The following is a 17,117-nucleotide window of genomic DNA, read 5'->3' on the forward strand; positions in this document are numbered from 1 at the left end:
CGTGCCCTTCGCGATGCTGCCAGTCAGTAACGCTGTTCGGTGTGTGTCTCGATATAGCTGAAGTTGATGTCTTCGCCCAGTCCCGGTTGCCCGGAAAGGTGCACGAAACCGTCGCTGTCCATTGGGTCGACCAGCGTATTGAGGTAGGCCGGTACATCGTCGTATTCAAGAAACGGGTGCAGCAGGCCGCGTTCGTACCAGCGGCAGTTGCTGATCGCGCCGACCACGGCGAGGTTGGCAGCGCCGTTGCCGTGGACTTCGCAGTCCATGCCGAACGACTCGGCCAGATGCGCGACTTTCAGGCACGGCCCGATGCCGCCGACGCCAGCCACGCCAGCACGGAGGATGTCGCAGGCCTTGTTGGTCACCCAGCTGGCGCGGCTGTGGTACTTGCCGGCAATGCTTTCCGGGCCAAGCACCGGAATGTCCAGGTTGGCCGCCAGCCAGGCGTAGGATTCGGCAGAGTCTTCCATCATCGGCTCTTCGAACCAGGCAAAGTCGAGCTTTTGCAGTTCACGCCCGATGTATAGCGCGTCGGTGCGGCTATACCAGTGATACCCGTCGAGCATCAGGGCAACGTCCGGGCCGACCGCTTCACGAACCGCAGCGCAGGCTTGTACATCCATACGCGGGTCAGGCGCGAACGAGATCGGCGGCATCCAGGTGTGCAGTTTGATGCCTTTGTAACCGCGCTTTACCAGCTTTTCGGCAAACTGGCCGTATTCGTCCGGAGTGGACAGGCCGCCGGGCAAGTCGTCACCGCACATGGTCGAGCCGTAGGCCAGTACCTTGTCGCGATAGCCGCCCAACAGTTTGTGCACGGGCAGTTTCAAGGCGCGTCCGGCAAGGTCCCACAGCGCCTGCTCTACCAGTGCCAGCGCACGGTCGGTGAACTGGCTGGCGCTGCCGCGTTGCCAGTGGGCCAGTTCCTGCCAGATTTTTTCACGATTCATCGGGTTCTGGCCGATCAGCACCTTTTTCACGAACGACTCGATGATGTGTGGCCGGATCAGTTCGGGCGAGCCAAAGGAAAATCCTTCGCTGCCCTCGTCACAGGCGATACGCAGCATGGCCATTTTGACCGGTTTTTCTTCGCCTGGATGGGCATGACCTGCGCTGTCCACAGCGCGGCGTGAAGGGAAGGAAAAAACGTCGACACTGACCGAAGTGATTTTCATGAGGACCTTCATGGATATTGTTGTTATCAGGTTATTAGTATGTCGTCATACAACACTGGGGCGATTATTTGCAGCCTTGTAGGACGATGTCAATAGTCGTATGACGACTATTTCCTGTATTGACGGGCGTTATAGGCAGGTATGAGCGAGTAGCGATGGCTGCTGTGGGGTGTTTGAGCGGCATGACTGTGCTTAAGTCGTTATACCTTTAGCCCCTTAATAGCATTGAGGCCTGCACGGAACCTGTCGTCGCGCCAGGAATGCCCCGTGCAGGGCAGGGACGCGCTGAATTTTTCGAAAAACGCTTAAATTATCTTCATGTTCAAATCAGAAAAGCCGCAAAGCCCCGTTTTCAGGGCACTTGCAGAAAAACATGGCGCTGGGCCACAACACGTTTTTCACATCTTCTTCACTGCGTCAGCACGATGCTGAACCTATCTTGCCTGCACGGGAGCGGTGAAGACATCGGGCACCTCCCGAGTCAACACCACACATAGGTTCATGGCAGGAGTGGTCACTTGGCTGACACGACAATAAACAAGAATGTGCTTGCCGATTCGGGCATTCAGCAGCGCCACAAAGTGCATCAGCACATCGTCTCGATAACGGTGACTGTCGTATTACTGGCGATCTGCGCCTGGTTTTATACGGCGTTCTCAAGCGTGCATGTAGTGGATCTGGGCGTTGGCAGCAACCTGAAGGTTTCCGGTCTTCGCGAGCATTGGCGGCAAGGTGATGTGGTGGTGATGGTTCGGCACGCCGAACGCTGCGACCGCTCGACCAACCCTTGCATGGGCGATGCTGACGGCATTACTTCCAACGGGCGGGATGCGGCGCTGGCAGTGGGCGCCGGTCTGCAGAAAATGGGCATGGACCATGTGCGCATGATCGCCAGCACCAAGACCCGTACTCAACAGACTGCACAACTTCTGGCAGGCCATTCCGTGGCCGCTCAGGACTGGATCAACGACTGCGACGGCGGTTTCATGAAGGTCGTCGAAGACCATAAGGTCAGTGGCGAGAACCTGGTGCTGGTAACGCACAGCGGCTGTATCGACCAGTTTGAACGCAAGGTCGGCGTGATCGGCGGCGAGCGTTCAAGTGAATACGCTCAGGCATTTTTCGTGCAGATGGATGGTACCCACCGGCCTAAAATTCTCGGCTCCCTGACCTCCGGGCAATGGGCCAACCTCAGCAGCGAGCAATTCAATTGATGACATCCTCCAGCCCCAGGCTGCGGTTTTACGCCGTCAATCTGGGTGTACCCGTTTTTTTCGCTCTACTGGTCTTCGTGACATTCGACCTGACCAGTATTGACCGACAGTTGAGTAACCTGTTTTTTGATTCGGCAGCCGGTGTATTTCCCATCGGGCAGATGCATCTGTTCGAGACCATCACGCACAAGTGGGCGCGAATCATCCCGGACTGGACCGGCGAGTTGGCGATCATTGGTGCAATGCTGTCGTTTGTCTGGCCTTTACTGGAAAAAAAGGCCGGTTCGCGCTTCGTGAGGCGCCTGTCGGGGTCCCGGACAGAGGCGTTTCTGCGCTTTACGCGCAGGCATCGGCTGGACTTCTTTTTCGTGATCGTTGCCTTTGCGTTAAGCACCGGCATGATCCATTACCTGAAAAGCCACACCAGTGTGTACTGCCCCGTTGAAACCACCTTGTACGGTGGCAGCGAGGCGCACATCGAGTGGTTCCGAAACTTCAATTTTCTGCATGAGGCCGGTGCCGGGCGTTGCTGGCCGGGTGGTCATGCGTCAAGCGCATTCAGTCTGCTGGCCTTGTACTTCGTGGCTCGGCGCTACTGCTGGAAACATACCAACGCCCTGCTGGCGGGCATTCTTGTGCTCGGCATGATCTACGGCACTACGCGGGTGCTGCAAGGCTGGCACTTTATGTCGCACACGTTCTGGGCGGGTATCGTGGTGTGGCTGAGCACGCTGCTGGTCGCACTGTGCTTTTATGGACGGTCCAGGTTGCAACAGCCGATTCGCAACGCAGCGGTTTCCGGTCGGCGTGATGAATTTTTTACTCAACCTGCCGATTCAATGGCAACAGGGTCCCGCTCGGCCGGGTAGAAAAACAAGAAGGCGCTGCAATGAACATTCTGGTTATTGAAGATCACCGTGACATTCACGATAACCTGCTGGAATTCTTCGAACTCAGGGGGCACGCGGTCGAAGGTGCGCTGGACGGCCTGAGCGGGCTGCACCTGGCCGCCTCGAAGCGCTTCGATGCAATCATTCTCGACATCATGTTGCCGGGCATTGATGGCAACCAGATCTGCCGCAGTCTGCGCCAGTATTCGAAGTCGGAAGTCGCCATTGTGATGCTCAGTGCGCGGGATGAGCTGGATGACCGTCTCACCGGCTTCAAGGTGGGTGCCGATGATTACATCACCAAGCCGTTTGCAATGTCCGAGGTGCTCGCCCGGGTCGAGGCGGTGGTGGGCCGACGCCAGCGCAAGGATAACCGGGTGATGGTGGTCGCTGACCTGCACTTCGATCTGGATACCCTTGAGATAACCCGCAACGGTGTGCCTTTGAAGCTCAACCCGACCAACATGAAGCTGTTGGAATTGTTGATGCGCAAAAGTCCCCATATCGTGAAGCGATCCGAGCTGGAAGAAGTGCTTTGGGGGCGTGATGCCCCGAACAGCAGTAGCCTGCGCAGCAACATTCATATCCTTAGGCGGGTGCTGGACGGCGATCACGAGACGCCGTTGCTGCATACCGCTCACGGCCTGGGTTACAAGTTGTGTGTCCAGCGCTGAGGCCTGCTCAGTCGAAATTGAACAGGCGCTGGATCAAGGTCGGTGTACTGCCGGTCCAGCGTTTGAACGAGCGGCGGAAGTTGGCCGGATCGTTGAAGTTCAGGTAGTCCGCCACAGCCTCGTTGCTCAGCCCCTTGATCTGATACAGGTACAGCGCGACATGCTTGCGCGCCAGGTCGTGCTGGGCCTGAAAGCTGGTGCCGTGTTTGTGTAACTTGCGCTTCAGCGTAGCCGGGCTCATGGCGAAGGCATTTGCAACCTGTTCCAGGCTGGTAGCCTGGCGCACGTTATCACGCAGGTGCTGGTGCAACCGGTCCAGCAGGCTGAATGGCATACCCAGCGCAGCGAGTTGCCCGGCGGCTTCCTGTTGTGCGACCTGCACGGCGATGGGTGATGCGCCTGGCCACGCACGGGTGAGGTAATGCCGGGGCAGGCGCATCATGTCCAGCGGGCGGCGAAATGCCGTGTTCTCGCCCAGATGCACCCAGTATTGTTCGATGTAGCGCGGTTCCTCGTGACAGAAACTGCATTCCCACGGCAGCCGTTCCCCGCTGAGCAACTGACTCATCGCGACCAGTGCAGTCATACCGGCCTCCAGCAGGAAGCGTTGCTGTTCGCCAGCGCCGCAACTGTCCAGCCAGTAAAGGTAGGCAAAATGCTCATCCAGCTCCAGACGCGGCGTCAGCAGCGGGCTGAGCAGCGCATGCTGGTGGATCAGGATTTCCAGCGCCTGATGCAGGTTTTGCGCATGACGCAGCGCATGGCTTGCGGCGCCGTAATGGCCGGGAAACAGTCGCTGGCCGAACAGGAAACTGGTGTCGTCGGCTTCCATCTGGCGTTGCGCGTTACCGATCAGAACGAAGAATTGCTGCGCACTGAGCCGCGTCTTGCCCGCAACGATGTCTTCGTAGAACAGGCCTGTGCCTTTGAGCAGGCGATGGCTGTCGATCCCGCGCGACAAGGCCAGATCAATCAGCGTAGCCGGCTGGTAATGGCCGGGGATGAAGCGGCTGTCGGCTTCGTACCAGTCACTTTTGAGAGTCACGGCAGTCGCTCAGGCAGTACGGGTCAGGGGACGTCGGGCGCGGGCCAGCGACAGGTTGAGGCGACGCAGCAGGTTGTCCGGCGTTTCATTGAGGGCCATGACCACCGCCACGCTGGCCGACAGTTGAATGCGTTCACCTTGTTGCCGAGTCTTGTGCGCCAGGCTGGCAACCGCCTGTTGCAGCTCCAGCGCCAGCAGTTTCGCCTGACTCTCTCCAGTATTGGGCAACAACACCACAAACCGGTCGCCCGCCAGACGGCAGAGCAGGTCCTGGCGGCGCAAATTGAGTACCAGCAGATGGCTGAGCGCCGATAGAACCTCATCGCCCTCGGCATGACCGAATGCGTTATTGATCGCGCTGAAGTCATCCACATCCAGTGCCAGCAGCGACAACGGTTGCTGCTGGCAGAGGCTTTCTTCAAGGCTGACGACCAGTTGGCGTTTCAGATAGTCGGCGCTGCCCAGCGGTGTGAGCTTGTCGTAAAGCCGATGCTCACGAAAGCCACGCTCGCGCTTTTCCATCTGCGCACTGATCGCCAGTTGCTCGCGATGCCAGTGATAGATACCGAGGGTCAGCAGGATAAGGCCGATTGGCATCGGTCCGGATTCCAGCCAGTGACCCCACTGGATGTGGCTGGGCAGGCGAATGAACTCGTCCAGCGCGTCGATCCACCAGGAAAAGAACACACAGCTGAGGCCTGTCGACAGGTAATTGGTGACCCGACCGGCTGGTCGACTCTTGAACACCAGAAACAGCCAGACCAGCGACAGCAGCGCGGAGCCGCCTTCGCCGACGATGTCCAGCCATTGCCATTCGCTGACCTGTTTGACGTTGCCAAATGCCAGAAAGGCCAGCAGGCCCAGGTTGGAAGCGACCATCAGCGCAGCGAGTTTCCAGCGATGGGGTTGGATGATCCTGAACATGAAAAGACGGCTCCCGAGCTGCTGGTTATCGGCCAGCAGAACAGATGTACATGACACTTCGGTGACGGGTAACGCGGACCGCGAAAGGTCGAATCAGCTCACGTGTGTTGCAGGCTTTTTCTACGCGCCTGACCGCCACCCGGCTGGTTCGCCTGCCAAACGCATGCGGTTCGTGACGCTTTGCGTCACAAGTCTCCGGAGCAGCACAATGTCATGATGCGTCTGCAGGAGGTCGCCATACGTGCTTCTCGATCACGGTGGCACTGGCGACGCAGAGCGTCACGAACTGCGTTTCAACGCGGAGCGTTGGAACGAGAGTCATACGCACATCGGCTTTTGATTCCGGCCAGCCCCGCCTGAAAGTCAAATCAGCTCATTTGCCTGCCAAGTCACCCCCAAACCCGCTGTTTCCAGCCCCTGCGCCCGTTACCTGTCACAGAACCGTCACTGCACGACTCTAGCTTGCGCCTCCAGTTGCCGGGTCATTTGCCTGGCCTGTCGGGATTATGGGGGAGGACTTAACATGCACAGGCGTCGCAGCAGGGCTCAACTGGTCGGCTTCACACTCAGCGCGCTGGCATTTGCCATTGCCAGCGAACGCTTACAGGCGGCCGAAGCCGATACCACCGAGCACGTGCAAGTGGTCGGGCAGGCGGCGAGTATCGACAACGCGCTCAAGGAGCAACGCAGCTCCGACAGCATCAAGAGCGTGGTGCATGCCGACGGTGTTGCGCAGTTACCGGACCAGAACGTCGCCGAAGCAGTGCAACGCATGCCGGGCGTCAGCGTCGAGCGCGATCAGGGCGAGGGGCGCTTTGTCACCGTCAGGGGACTGGCGCCTGACCTCAACAGCGTGACCATCAACGGCACGCTGGTGCCTGCCCCGGAAAGTGGCCGACGCGCCGTGGCGCTGGATGTGCTGCCTGCCGAACTGGTGCAGTCACTGTCAGTGATCAAAACCCTGACCCCGGACATGGACGCCAACTCGCTGGGCGGTACAGTCGATGTCGAAAGCCTCTCTGCCTTCGACCACAAAGGGCTGTTCTACACCGGCAGCAGCGAAGCCAGCTACGACAAGAACACCCACCAGACCAGCCCCAAGTTTTCCGGCGCGGCGAGCAATCGTTTCAGCCTTGGCGACGGCATCGACAACTTCGGTGTGGCGGCAGCACTGAGCTGGCAGAAGCGTGATTTCGGCTCCGACAACGTCGAGACCGGCGGAGACTGGGACGGCTCGCGACTGCAATCGTTTGAACAACGCGACTACGACATCAGCCGCGAGCGCACCGGGGGTGGTCTTAACTTCGATTACAAACCCGATGACCTCAGCAAATACTACCTGCGCACCCTGTACAGCCGTTTCAAGGATGATGAGGTGCGCACCACCAACGGTTTCGAATTTGCCAATGCCCAGAGCGCAGGGCAGACCGGCGATGCCGAAGGCACGCGCAAGCTCAAGGCGCGCACCGAAACTCAGGAAATCCAGTCCTACGTGTTTGGTGGCGAGCGTATGGTCGGCCTTTGGACCCTCAGCGGCCAGGCCGGTTACAGCGAGTCCAGTGAAGACAGCCCTAGCCATATTGCCGGGGCCACATTCGTGGGCAACGATGATTTTGCCGACACCGGTTTCTACGACCGCGACAAGCCAAGGCCCATCGTCGATCCCTCGTTCTACGACAATTCGAACTTTACTCTGGACAAGGTCGACCGGGAAAAGCAGTACACCAAAGACACCGAGAAGAACGTGCGCCTCGACCTGGCCCGCGATTACGACTTCAAGGGCTATGCCTCGCAGTTCAAGTTTGGCGGCAAGGTCAGCCGACGCGACAAAAGCAACGATCTGGAAGTCTGGAAATACGACGATTTCGATGACCAGGGTTTCAGCGATCAGCAACTCAACCTGACACAGTTCCAGAAAGGCACCATCGACTATCGACTGGGCAATTTCGGCAGCGGTATCAGTCCCACTGCGGTCAAGGGCCTGATCGGCGGCCTGAACGCCGCCGACGCCTACGACGAGGCCGAAAGCCGGGCCAATGACTTCAAGATCAACGAAGACATCAATGCCGGTTATTTCATGAATACCCTGGATGTCGATAAGTGGCGCTTCATCGCCGGCCTGCGTTACGAAGGCACGGAAATGGACGCCAAGGGCACCGGTGTGCGCGATGGCGCGTTCGAGTCCAGTACCACCAACCGCCGCTATCACCACTGGCTGCCGGGCCTGCATGCCCGTTATCAGATCGACAAGAGCACCCAGTTACGCGCCGCCTGGACCAAAACCGTGGTGCGCCCGACGTTCGGGCAACTGGCGCCGGGCTTTGTGATCGACGATGACGAAGCCTCTTTCGGTAACCCGAATCTGAAGCCGCTGGAGTCGAGCAACCTTGACCTGGGCATCGAACACTTCATGGGCCGAGCGGGGACGGTGTCGGCGTTCGTGTTCTACAAGGACATCCAGAATTTCGTCTACAACACCGACCTGGCGGGCACCGGGCAGTGGGCGAACTTCTCCGAAGCCAACACCTACGCCAACGGCGACAAGGCAAAGCTCTATGGCCTGGAACTGGCCTATTCGCAAAAGCTCGACTGGCTGCCATCGCCATGGAACGGTCTGCTGCTGGGCGCCAACGCCACGTTGAGCCGTTCCGACGCGAGCATCAACGGTTTCGACCAGAGCACCGGCACCAACCGCAAGCGCGATATCGACCTGCCCAGCCAGTCGAAAACCGTCGGTAACGTCATGCTCGGCTGGGAGAACGACAAGCTGAGTCTGCGTCTGTCCGCCAACTACAAATCGGCCTATCTCTACGAGTTGGCGTCGATCGGCGACAAGGATCACGACCAGTACGTGGATGCGCAGACTTTCGTCGATTTCAGCGCCCGCTATTCACTGACCAAGAACCTCAAGGTCAGCTTCGAGGCGCAGAACCTCACCGATCAGCCGTATTTCGTCTACAGCGGTCATCGCGCCTACAACGGCCAGTACGAAGAATACGGCCCGACCTACAAAGTCGGCCTGACCTTCACTCACTTCTGATCGACCTGACGCGCTCATTCAAAGGATTCAACCGTTCATGATCATTTCGTTATCACCCAAGCCAGCGTGCCTGGCGCTACTGCTTTGTCTTGCGGCCGGGGCTGCGCACGCTTCGCCGCCGATGGACCTGAACCTGACACGCTGGGCTGAAAATGCTTCGTTCAGGGCTCAATCGGCGAGCTTTCTGCCGGGCAGTGACGGCACCCGCCGCCTGGCCGCGAGCGTCAAGGCCGGTCTGTTGCTGCTGGATGAGCAGGGCCGCGAGCTGGCGAAAATGCCGGGGTCGTTCCAAGGGCTCGACAGCCGTACTACAGGCTCAAGTGTGCTCATTGCAACGCTGGATAATGCCCGCCAGCAGGCCATGCTGACCCAGCTCGATCCGACCGGAGCACACTGGTCAAAGCCGGTTTATCTGCCCGCACGCGATTATTCAGTGGCTGGTCTGTGCCTGTACCGCGATGACGCCAGCAACCTGTTTGTGTTTCTGGTGGGCGAGGAGGGCAAGGGCGAACAATGGCTGATTGGCGCAGATAATCGACTGAACGACGCGCCACGCCTGGTGCGCAACCTGCCGCTACCACCCAAAGCCGAGTTTTGTCAGGTCGATGACGCTGCGCACAGGTTGTTCGTCAATGAACAAAACATCGGTTGGTGGGCTTATTCGGCGCACCCCGAGGCTGAGGTCGCACGTCAGCCTGTGGCTCTGCGCGAACCGTTTGGCGATTTGAAACAGGCGGCGGGGGCAATGGCCATTGTTCCGGGCGGTTTGCTGGCGCTGGACCCGAAAGGCAAGGCGTTGCATCTCTATCAGCAGCAGGATTCGCTGGAGAGCTGGACGCCGGTGGCCGATCTGTCGCTGATGAGCCTGAAAAAGCCGGAAGGGCTTTCTGTGCGTGAGAGCAAGAACAGCTTGCAGGTGTTGGTCAACGACAATGACGGCGAGCGCCTGTATCAGGGGGAACTGAGCTGGTCGCCCAAACCGGTGAATAACGCCAAGCCGTTGCCGACTGTCATGGCGGCGAGTCAGAGCCAGCCGGTCGGGCGTCAGGGTGACGCCGCCGACGACCCGGCCATTTGGGTCCACCCGAAAAATCCGGCGCTCAGTCGCGTGCTGGGCACCAACAAAAAGCAGGGCCTGCTGGCTTATGACCTCACTGGCAAGCAGTTGCAGGAATTACCGGTAGGCCGCCTGAACAACGTCGATCTACGCCCAGGCTTCATGCTCGGCAAGAAGACTGTCGATCTGGCGGTAGCCAGTAACCGGGATCACAACAGCCTGAACCTGTTCAGCATCGACCGGGTCAGCGGCGTCATTCGTGAAGCGGGAGAGATCCCCACACCATTGGCGGAAATCTATGGCGTCTGCCTGTTCAAACCTGCCAGTGGCGAGCTATACGCCTTCGCCAACGGTAAAGACGGCAGCTTTCTCCAGTATCGGCTCAGCGCGTCCGACGGTAAGGCAAAAGGCGAGCTGGTACGCCGCTTCAAGGTCGACACCCAGCCGGAAGGCTGCGTGGCCGATGACCAGCGTCAACGCCTGTTTCTCGGTGAAGAGGACGTTGGCGTCTGGGAAGTCAATGCGCGGGCGGATCAGCCTGCGACGCTTTCCAGTGTGATCAAGGTGGGCGAGGCGGTGCATGCCGATGTCGAGGGGCTGGCGCTGTATCAGAGTGACAAGCACGACTATCTGGTGATCTCCAGTCAGGGTAACGACAGCTACGTGGTGGTCGATGCCGAGCCGCCTTACGCACTGCGCGGCGCTTTTCGGGTCGGTCTCAATGCGAACGCCGGGATTGACGGTACCTCGGAAACCGACGGCATCGAAGTGACCTCCATGAACCTCGGCGGCCCTTGGAGCAAAGGCATGCTGGTGGTGCAGGACGGGCGCAAACGCATGCCCGAGCAGGCGCAGAACTTCAAGTTCGTGCCGTGGGCCGAGGTGATGAAAACCTTGAAGCTGCCGTAAGTCGTTTGTCATCAAGCGGTGCTAATCATTCGTTCCATTACAGAGGACTACCACGATGCACGCCACCCTCGAACACATGACTATCTGGGGCCTGATCAGCGATGCCAGCCTGCTGGTCAAGGCCGTGATGCTGATTCTGTTACTCGCTTCGCTGGTCAGCTGGTACCTGATCATCCAGCGCAGTCTTGCGCTGGGCCATTACGAGCGGACGCTGGATGCATTTCAGCAGCGCTTTCGCGCTGAAGCCGAGCTGGCAACGCTGTACGCCGAAAGCCATTCGGCTCAGGAGGGCGCTGACGGTATCGAGCGCGTCTTCAACGCCGGTTATGCCGAGTACGTGCAACTCAAGCCACGTCCCGGCATCGAGCCTGACGTAGTGCTGTCAGGCGTCGAACGCGCATTGCAAGTCGCGATTAGCGAGCAGGAGCTGCAACTGGAAAAAGGCCTGCAGTTTCTCGCTACGGTCGGCTCGGTCAGCCCCTACATCGGTCTGTTCGGCACGGTCTGGGGGATCATGAATTCCTTCATCGGCCTGTCTCAAGTGCAGCAGGCCACACTGTCGACGGTCGCGCCGGGTATTGCCGAAGCCTTGATTGCCACGGCCATCGGCCTGTTCGCCGCCATTCCTGCCGTTATCGCCTACAACCGTTTTGCCGCGCGTGGCCAGACGCTCACGGCCCGTTACTACAGCTTCGGCAATGAACTGCAGGTGCGCCTGAACCGCACCCTGCAAGGCCTGACCCGCAACATGGCCGCTGCGGCCTGAGGACTTGTCATGCTGGTCAAACCACAACGCAAACATGGCCCGAAAGCCGAAATGAATGTCGTGCCCTATATCGACGTGATGCTGGTGCTGCTGGTGATTTTCATGGTCACGGCTCCGATGCTGACCCAAGGCGTGAAAATCGAGTTACCCAAAGTCGCCAGCGAAGCACTCGCCACCGATACCCGGCAGCGCATCGTGACCCTGTCCGTCAAGGCGCAGGGCGGCTACTACTGGAACCTGGGCGACACGGTCGATACTCAAACGCAGACCGATCAGGCCGCGAGCCTTGAAGACATGCAGGAGCGCATCGCCCGACTGGTTGCCGAGCGCAAGGACACGCAAGTGTTCATCCGCGCCGATGACAAGGCTGATTATGGCCGGGTAGTCGCCGCCATGGCGGCGCTGCAACGCAGTGGCGTAACGCAGTTGGGGCTGGTGACCGAGGCCCCGCAATGAACACCCTGGCCCTCGATTACCACCCGCCGCGCCGCGAATGGGTGAATGGGCCCTGGCTGCGCAGCAATGGACTGGCCGTTGCCGTCGCACTGGCGTTGCATGGCGTGCTGCTGGGCGGTCTTATGTTCGGCTGGAGCCCACACGAAGCACCGCCCGCACAGACCAGAACCCTGACCACGCAATTAGTGATTTTGCCGCCAGCGCCTGAGCCGGTTCCAGTCACCGCTGCGTCGGTTGTCGAGCCTGTTCAGCTGCCGCCACCTGCACCGGCCTCGCTGCCGATCACCCAGCCGGTAGAAGCTGCAAAACCGCAGGCAGAGCCGCAGCGCCAGGTCGAACAGGCGGCGTTGGCACGCAAGCGCGTTGACGAGCAAAAGCGCGAGCGCGAACAGCAACAGAGCGTTCAGCGCCTGCACGAAGCCGAGCAGCAAAAGCGCCAGGAACAGCAGCGGCTGGCCGAGCAGCAACGTCAGCAGGTTGAGCAACAACGTCAGGCCGAACAGGCGCGTCAGTCTGCCGAGCGCGCCCGCCAGGCGCAGCAATCAGCACAACAGCAGGCCGCCGCTGACAGCAGCCAGTATCAGCCACTCAGCAAGGAGGCTCCGGACTATCCCGAACGGGCTCTGGACAAAGGCATCGAGGGTGATTGCACGGTGGTCTACGACGTGTCGCCGCAAGGCACGGTGGTCAACCCGCAAGTGCAGGGTGCGTGCCATCCATTGTTCATCCGTCCGTCACTGGCCGCAGCGCAAACCTTTCGTTATCAGCCACGGGTTGTCGAGGGCAGGGCGGTGACCGTATCCGGGGTGAAGAATACCTTCCACTACCGGATCAAATAGACAGCGGGCCTGATGCATGCTGCGGCAGGCCCGCAGAGGTTTTAACTGACCTTGAAGCGCCGTACCAGCGCAATCAGGCGAGTGTTGGACTCGGAAAGGGCAGCGGTGCTGCGTTCGTTGCTGGAGCCGCCTTCGACCAGCTCTTCGACGATGTGCCGAACGGCAATGATGTTACGGCTGATTTCCTCTGACACCGCGCTTTGCTCCTCGGCCGCTGTGGCGATTTGCGTGCTCAGGTCGTTGATCTGCAGAACCGAGCGAGTCATGTCGTCCAGGCCGCTTGTTACTGCGGTGGTTTTGCCTGCCGTGGTCTGGCAACTCTGGCGGGTTTTTTCCATCGCGGCTACTGCGGCGCTGACGCCTTGTTGCAGGCTGCCGAGCATTTCGTTGATCTCCGACGTGCTGGCCTGGGTGCGAGCGGCGAGGGCGCGCACCTCATCGGCCACGACCGCAAAGCCACGGCCCTGTTCGCCGGCGCGCGCGGCTTCAATGGCGGCGTTAAGCGCGAGCAGGTTGGTCTGCCCGGCGATTTCGCCAATCACCGCCAGCACCGCGTTGATGCGCTTGGCGTCCTGCTCCATCGACTGCACTTTGCTGGTGGCCGAATCGACCTCGCTGATCAGTGCATTCACGCTGTCAGAAGCGTCTGCAACCACGGTTTTCGATACCTGCGCGTTCTCATTGGCCGACTGCGTGAAGCTTGCGGTCTGCGCCGCGCTGCGGGCCACTTCGTCCGCGGTGGAGGACATCTCGGTGATCGCAGTAACGGCCTGATCGGTTTCGTTGGCGTGACGGATCAGAATGGCACTGGTAACGCCCGCCTGACTGCGCAGTTGTTCGATACCGCTGGCAATCTCGCTGGTGGAACTGCTGACGTCGAGCATCATGCGTTGCAGGTAGGCAATGAAGTTGTTGACCGACTCACCCACCTGATCCACTTCATCGTGCCCTTTGACGGCAATGCGCCGGGTGAGATCGGCGTCACCGGCCGACAGCGTGTCGATGTTGGTTTTGAGCACGCCCAGACGGTTCATCAGCGTGCGCAACGCCACGATCATCAGCACCAGCAGCACCAGAACCATCGGGATCTGCAGCCAGGCCAGGGTCTTGAGGACGGTTTCGCTCTGGCTTTTCAGCAGGTCGGTGTTTTGCGAAACGGCCAGCAACCAGGGCGTTCCAGCAACCGGCATCAGAAACAGCGTTGATTCTTCGCCATCGCTGTTCTGGTAGGTCAGACGCGAGGTGCCAGAACCTTTGACGGCGAGTGCCGACTTGATGCCATTGATGAACGGCGATTGCGCCGCCAGTTCGGAGACATTGCGCAGCACGATCTTGTCGCTGCTGCCCGGCACGTTGGACAGAATCTTGCCATCGGCCTCAATGATCATGATCCGGCCATGGACTTCCTGCTCTTTGGCTTCAACCAGCTTGTTGAAGAAGCCCAGCGTCACATCGATGGTCGACACGCCCCAAGGCTGTCCGTCCTTGGTAATGGCCATGGCGCAGTTGGTGCGCGGTTCCGGGCTGGCGGCATCCTGATAGGCGGGCGCCCAGGCGCATTGGCCAGCGGGGGAGTTCAAGCCGCCTTTGTGCCAGCCCTGTTCGAAATAGTTGAGCGACTCAGGCGAGTTCCAATGGGTGTTGACGATCAATTTTCCCGACGCATCGCGGTGGTAGAAGGTGCTGTGCTTGGCACGACCGGGCGTGCGCACGTTCGGCAAAGGCCAGATCCCGCCGCCAAACACCTTGGCTTCGCCGTACTGGTTGACCATGAACGGCAGCAGGCGGTCGATATCGTCACTGGACAGTTGCGGCACCAGTTCGGTAATGACCCGCGCCTGCGCCTGTACGCGGGCCAGTTCGGTCTTGATCTCGTTACTGATATCTGCTGCCTTGGCGGTCAGCATGTTTTCATCGTTGGCGGTGAGCCTGGGGGAGACGAACTGACCGATTCCATAAACCGTCAGAACGATGACCAAGGCCATGAACCCCACGAAGGTTGCGGTGTAGCGAGCTTGCACTGTCTTGAGCGAGGCCATTTTTTTGTTATACCTGAGCCGTGGGAAAGGGACTACCTGACCGAGGTGTCGGCTGATGCAGATGTTTCTTGATGTGACATAAACGCCCATTTCAGTACGTTCAAATGGGCTGGGCGATGCCCGCTTGTCCGCGATCTCTCAAGTGTAGGAGCGGACTTGTCCGCGATCTGCCGGGAACCGGCAGCATAAACGGTGCACGTGGTACGTCTGGTACAACCGTAGCCCATTTTGGAACCGCTTCGCAGCCCATCGTAGCCGTCGTAACCTCCTGAAACTCCTACGCCCTTCGGGCAGAAGCTCGTTCTATGGCCACCTTACGACGTGTTCGTAACGCTGGGCGCGCGCAAGCCGCAGCGCCGAAATTTTTTCAGCCCTTGCTTGACTTCCTTTTCCTAATCAGTAACATAGCGCTCATTCCGCGATAGCTCAGTTGGTAGAGCAAGTGACTGTTAATCACTGGGTCCCTGGTTCGAGTCCAGGTCGTGGAGCCACTTTCTGTAATTCAAGTTCAGTGTTGATTTAAGTGATTGCTCTGCAATCACTTAACCGCGGTAGCTAAGGTTTGGAGCCTTACTCGCGGCCAGTAATGAATTTAAATCTCGCTTTGCTCCTCACTTTTCAAGCACTTTTCGCGTCATAGCCTTGAGCACCGCGTGCTACAGCGCATGTCGTCACGTGTTGAATTCGCCTCTCGCCCGAACCGCCGTCAAACCCTAATCCAATAGACCCTTTCTTGGAAAACCCAGCGTTTTTTTCAGCGAAGGGCGATTTCGCGCGGCCGCTGCAGCCGCAGTCAGATGAGCCTATAGCAGATGGTTCAAACCGTTCGTCGGATTTATTCGGTATTTGCAATAAAAGCAATCTGCCAGCACCGAGCGCAATTTACTTCCTCTACAGATTTGTACAAGATTTGATACAGGTCGACGAGGGCCGTTGTAGGTGGCTGAAGAAGACCCTCCACCGATGTCTTTTCGATATTTATTAAGATTCATGGCATGCAAAAAATGCATGCCAAGCGCTTTACTGTTTGGATCAGCACGTTGGTTTGAAAACTACGTGTTGAAATTTATTTGCACTATAGCGTTCTCGAATGTAGATCACTTGGTCTGCATGTTTATTTAAATAATGTTGTGGCATCAGCGTGCTCTGATGATAAGGGAGAGGTGAAAATTTGGCGATCTTCGTAATGCCGTTGTTGTACTTGTACTATGTTCTTGCTTTCTGGTTTATTTGCAAAGTTTCTCTGTGGGGTTACTCGAGCAATGTAAGGAAGGTTCACGTTGTAATAAGGTTTCTCTGTCTGTCGTTTATATTCTATGGGTCTGAACTCTATTCTTATGCTGAGTGGAGAGTGGCGTGCGCTACTACGGCAGGGCTGCACATCTATGGCAAAGAGTCTGTTGACGGTTTTTTTTATCCTGATGTCGGGGAAGTAGAGTCACGTTACTTTCTGAATCATGGGTATAGTTTCATTGAGGGTCCTGAACTCACCGGATTAAAGCCAGTTACAGACCAAATATACAGGTTTTATAAAGACCCCAGTGGGATTGTAGATAAAGAAGCAGTTACAAGCCTTAGAAGTAAGTATCAATATCAGAATCAGCAGATAAAAATGTTGGGCGGCGGAAAAATCGAAAAGGATATTGTAAAAAATATAGATACTGACGCGGTGCTAGGTGAGTCCGTTGTGGTTCAGTATTCTGGTGGATTAATACAAGATTTACTATTTGCTTTTTTTTCTGCTGATCAGGTGGGTCGAAGCGCGCAGTGTTCCGGTAATTCAAATAGAAAAAACATTATCGAGGAAGTTATTCCTCCCATCTTGAGCAGGTGAATGGAATGAATGTTCAGACTTATGCGCTAAATAGTCTGTTGGCGCAGGCATCATATGGGCTATTTAAATCGCTGGCGGATGTAGATGTAGTCGCTGCGTTAAAAGACCCAAAAAAAGGGGGGTTTTCAGATACTCAAGCTAAGTAATTTATTAAGGACTATGAACTAGTCAGCTACCAAGAGAATACAGAAAACGGATTTGCAGCTGCGATATTTGAAAATCGTATTACACATGAGGTTACGTTTTCGATTC

General features: G+C 58.0%; 14 protein-coding genes, 1 tRNA gene and 1 pseudogene. 11 read left to right on the forward strand and 5 right to left on the reverse strand.

Features of this window, described 5'->3' with window-relative positions; all coding sequences use genetic code 11:
- Positions 1-23: 23 nt before the first annotated feature.
- On the reverse strand, positions 24-1,178 hold the full coding sequence (locus tag RYC18_RS09675) for a mandelate racemase family protein (protein WP_016981371.1): 1,155 nt from the start codon (positions 1,176-1,178) through the stop codon (positions 24-26).
- A gap of 518 nt (positions 1,179-1,696) precedes the next feature.
- Here RYC18_RS09675 and RYC18_RS09680 point away from each other — a divergent pair.
- From RYC18_RS09680 to RYC18_RS09690, 3 genes are read left to right on the forward strand one after another with little or no spacing between them, the layout of a single operon-like run.
- Entirely contained in the window at positions 1,697-2,392 is a 696-nt protein-coding gene (locus tag RYC18_RS09680) for a histidine phosphatase family protein (RefSeq protein WP_004665623.1), read from the forward strand.
- Positions 2,392-3,261, forward strand: coding sequence for a phosphatase PAP2 family protein (locus tag RYC18_RS09685; RefSeq protein WP_010198975.1), 870 nt, complete (start codon positions 2,392-2,394; stop codon positions 3,259-3,261). The genes RYC18_RS09680 and RYC18_RS09685 overlap by 1 nt, the downstream gene beginning before the upstream one ends.
- A 20-nt stretch (positions 3,262-3,281) precedes the next feature.
- A complete protein-coding gene (locus tag RYC18_RS09690; protein ID WP_004665622.1) occupies positions 3,282-3,956 on the forward strand; it encodes a response regulator transcription factor in 675 nt (224 codons plus the stop codon).
- Between the two features lie 7 nt (positions 3,957-3,963).
- On the opposite strand, the gene RYC18_RS09695 is transcribed toward RYC18_RS09690, so the two are convergent.
- Both RYC18_RS09695 and RYC18_RS09700 read right to left on the reverse strand, forming a co-directional pair.
- On the reverse strand, positions 3,964-5,001 hold the full coding sequence (locus RYC18_RS09695; RefSeq protein WP_031596678.1) for an AraC family transcriptional regulator: 1,038 nt from the start codon (positions 4,999-5,001) through the stop codon (positions 3,964-3,966).
- A 9-nt stretch (positions 5,002-5,010) separates the two neighbouring features.
- Positions 5,011-5,925 (reverse strand): GGDEF domain-containing protein, encoded by a 915-nt coding sequence (locus RYC18_RS09700; RefSeq protein WP_005755754.1) that lies wholly within the window; start codon positions 5,923-5,925, stop codon positions 5,011-5,013.
- Positions 5,926-6,448: 523 nt separating this feature from the next.
- On the opposite strand from RYC18_RS09700, the gene RYC18_RS09705 reads away from it, so the two are divergent.
- The 5 genes from RYC18_RS09705 to RYC18_RS09725 are packed head-to-tail and all read left to right on the forward strand — an operon-like array spanning position 6,449 to position 12,992.
- A complete protein-coding gene (locus RYC18_RS09705) occupies positions 6,449-8,965 on the forward strand; it encodes a TonB-dependent receptor (protein ID WP_005780145.1) in 2,517 nt (838 codons plus the stop codon).
- A gap of 37 nt (positions 8,966-9,002) precedes the next feature.
- Positions 9,003-10,931 carry a phytase gene (locus RYC18_RS09710; RefSeq protein ID WP_316885507.1) on the forward strand — a complete coding sequence of 643 codons (1,929 nt, stop codon included), beginning with the start codon at positions 9,003-9,005 and terminating at the stop codon, positions 10,929-10,931.
- 55 nt (positions 10,932-10,986) lie between these two features.
- Positions 10,987-11,697 (forward strand): protein TolQ, encoded by a 711-nt coding sequence (gene tolQ, locus RYC18_RS09715; RefSeq protein ID WP_016981370.1) that lies wholly within the window; start codon positions 10,987-10,989, stop codon positions 11,695-11,697.
- Positions 11,698-11,706: 9 nt separating this feature from the next.
- Positions 11,707-12,153 (forward strand): protein TolR, encoded by a 447-nt coding sequence (tolR, locus tag RYC18_RS09720; RefSeq protein ID WP_005745933.1) that lies wholly within the window; start codon positions 11,707-11,709, stop codon positions 12,151-12,153.
- Entirely contained in the window at positions 12,150-12,992 is an 843-nt protein-coding gene (locus tag RYC18_RS09725) for an energy transducer TonB (RefSeq protein WP_316885510.1), read from the forward strand. The genes tolR and RYC18_RS09725 overlap by 4 nt, the downstream gene beginning before the upstream one ends.
- A gap of 41 nt (positions 12,993-13,033) precedes the next feature.
- On the opposite strand, the gene RYC18_RS26410 is transcribed toward RYC18_RS09725, so the two are convergent.
- Both RYC18_RS26410 and RYC18_RS26415 read right to left on the reverse strand, forming a co-directional pair.
- The gene (locus RYC18_RS26410; protein WP_373561842.1) at positions 13,034-13,879 is read right to left on the reverse strand and encodes a methyl-accepting chemotaxis protein; all 846 of its coding nucleotides are present in this window, start codon (positions 13,877-13,879) and stop codon (positions 13,034-13,036) included.
- A gap of 63 nt (positions 13,880-13,942) precedes the next feature.
- Positions 13,943-15,121 (reverse strand): annotated as a pseudogene (locus RYC18_RS26415) (cache domain-containing protein); the annotation flags it as partial.
- 325 nt (positions 15,122-15,446) lie between these two features.
- Here RYC18_RS26415 and RYC18_RS09735 point away from each other — a divergent pair.
- The 3 genes from RYC18_RS09735 to RYC18_RS09745 all read left to right on the forward strand — a co-directional run bounded on the left by RYC18_RS09735 (position 15,447) and on the right by RYC18_RS09745 (position 17,011).
- Positions 15,447-15,522: transfer RNA gene (locus RYC18_RS09735), tRNA-Asn, on the forward strand.
- Between the two features lie 860 nt (positions 15,523-16,382).
- Positions 16,383-16,865, forward strand: a complete 483-nt coding sequence (locus RYC18_RS09740; protein WP_225231668.1) for a hypothetical protein — start codon at positions 16,383-16,385, stop codon at positions 16,863-16,865.
- A 5-nt stretch (positions 16,866-16,870) separates the two neighbouring features.
- Complete coding sequence (locus RYC18_RS09745; RefSeq protein ID WP_316885516.1) at positions 16,871-17,011, forward strand: hypothetical protein; 141 nt, start codon at positions 16,871-16,873, stop codon at positions 17,009-17,011.
- Positions 17,012-17,117 lie beyond the last annotated feature (106 nt).

Source organism: Pseudomonas syringae group sp. 247E2 (genome assembly GCF_032587795.1).
Lineage (GTDB): Bacteria > Pseudomonadota > Gammaproteobacteria > Pseudomonadales > Pseudomonadaceae > Aquipseudomonas > Aquipseudomonas amygdali.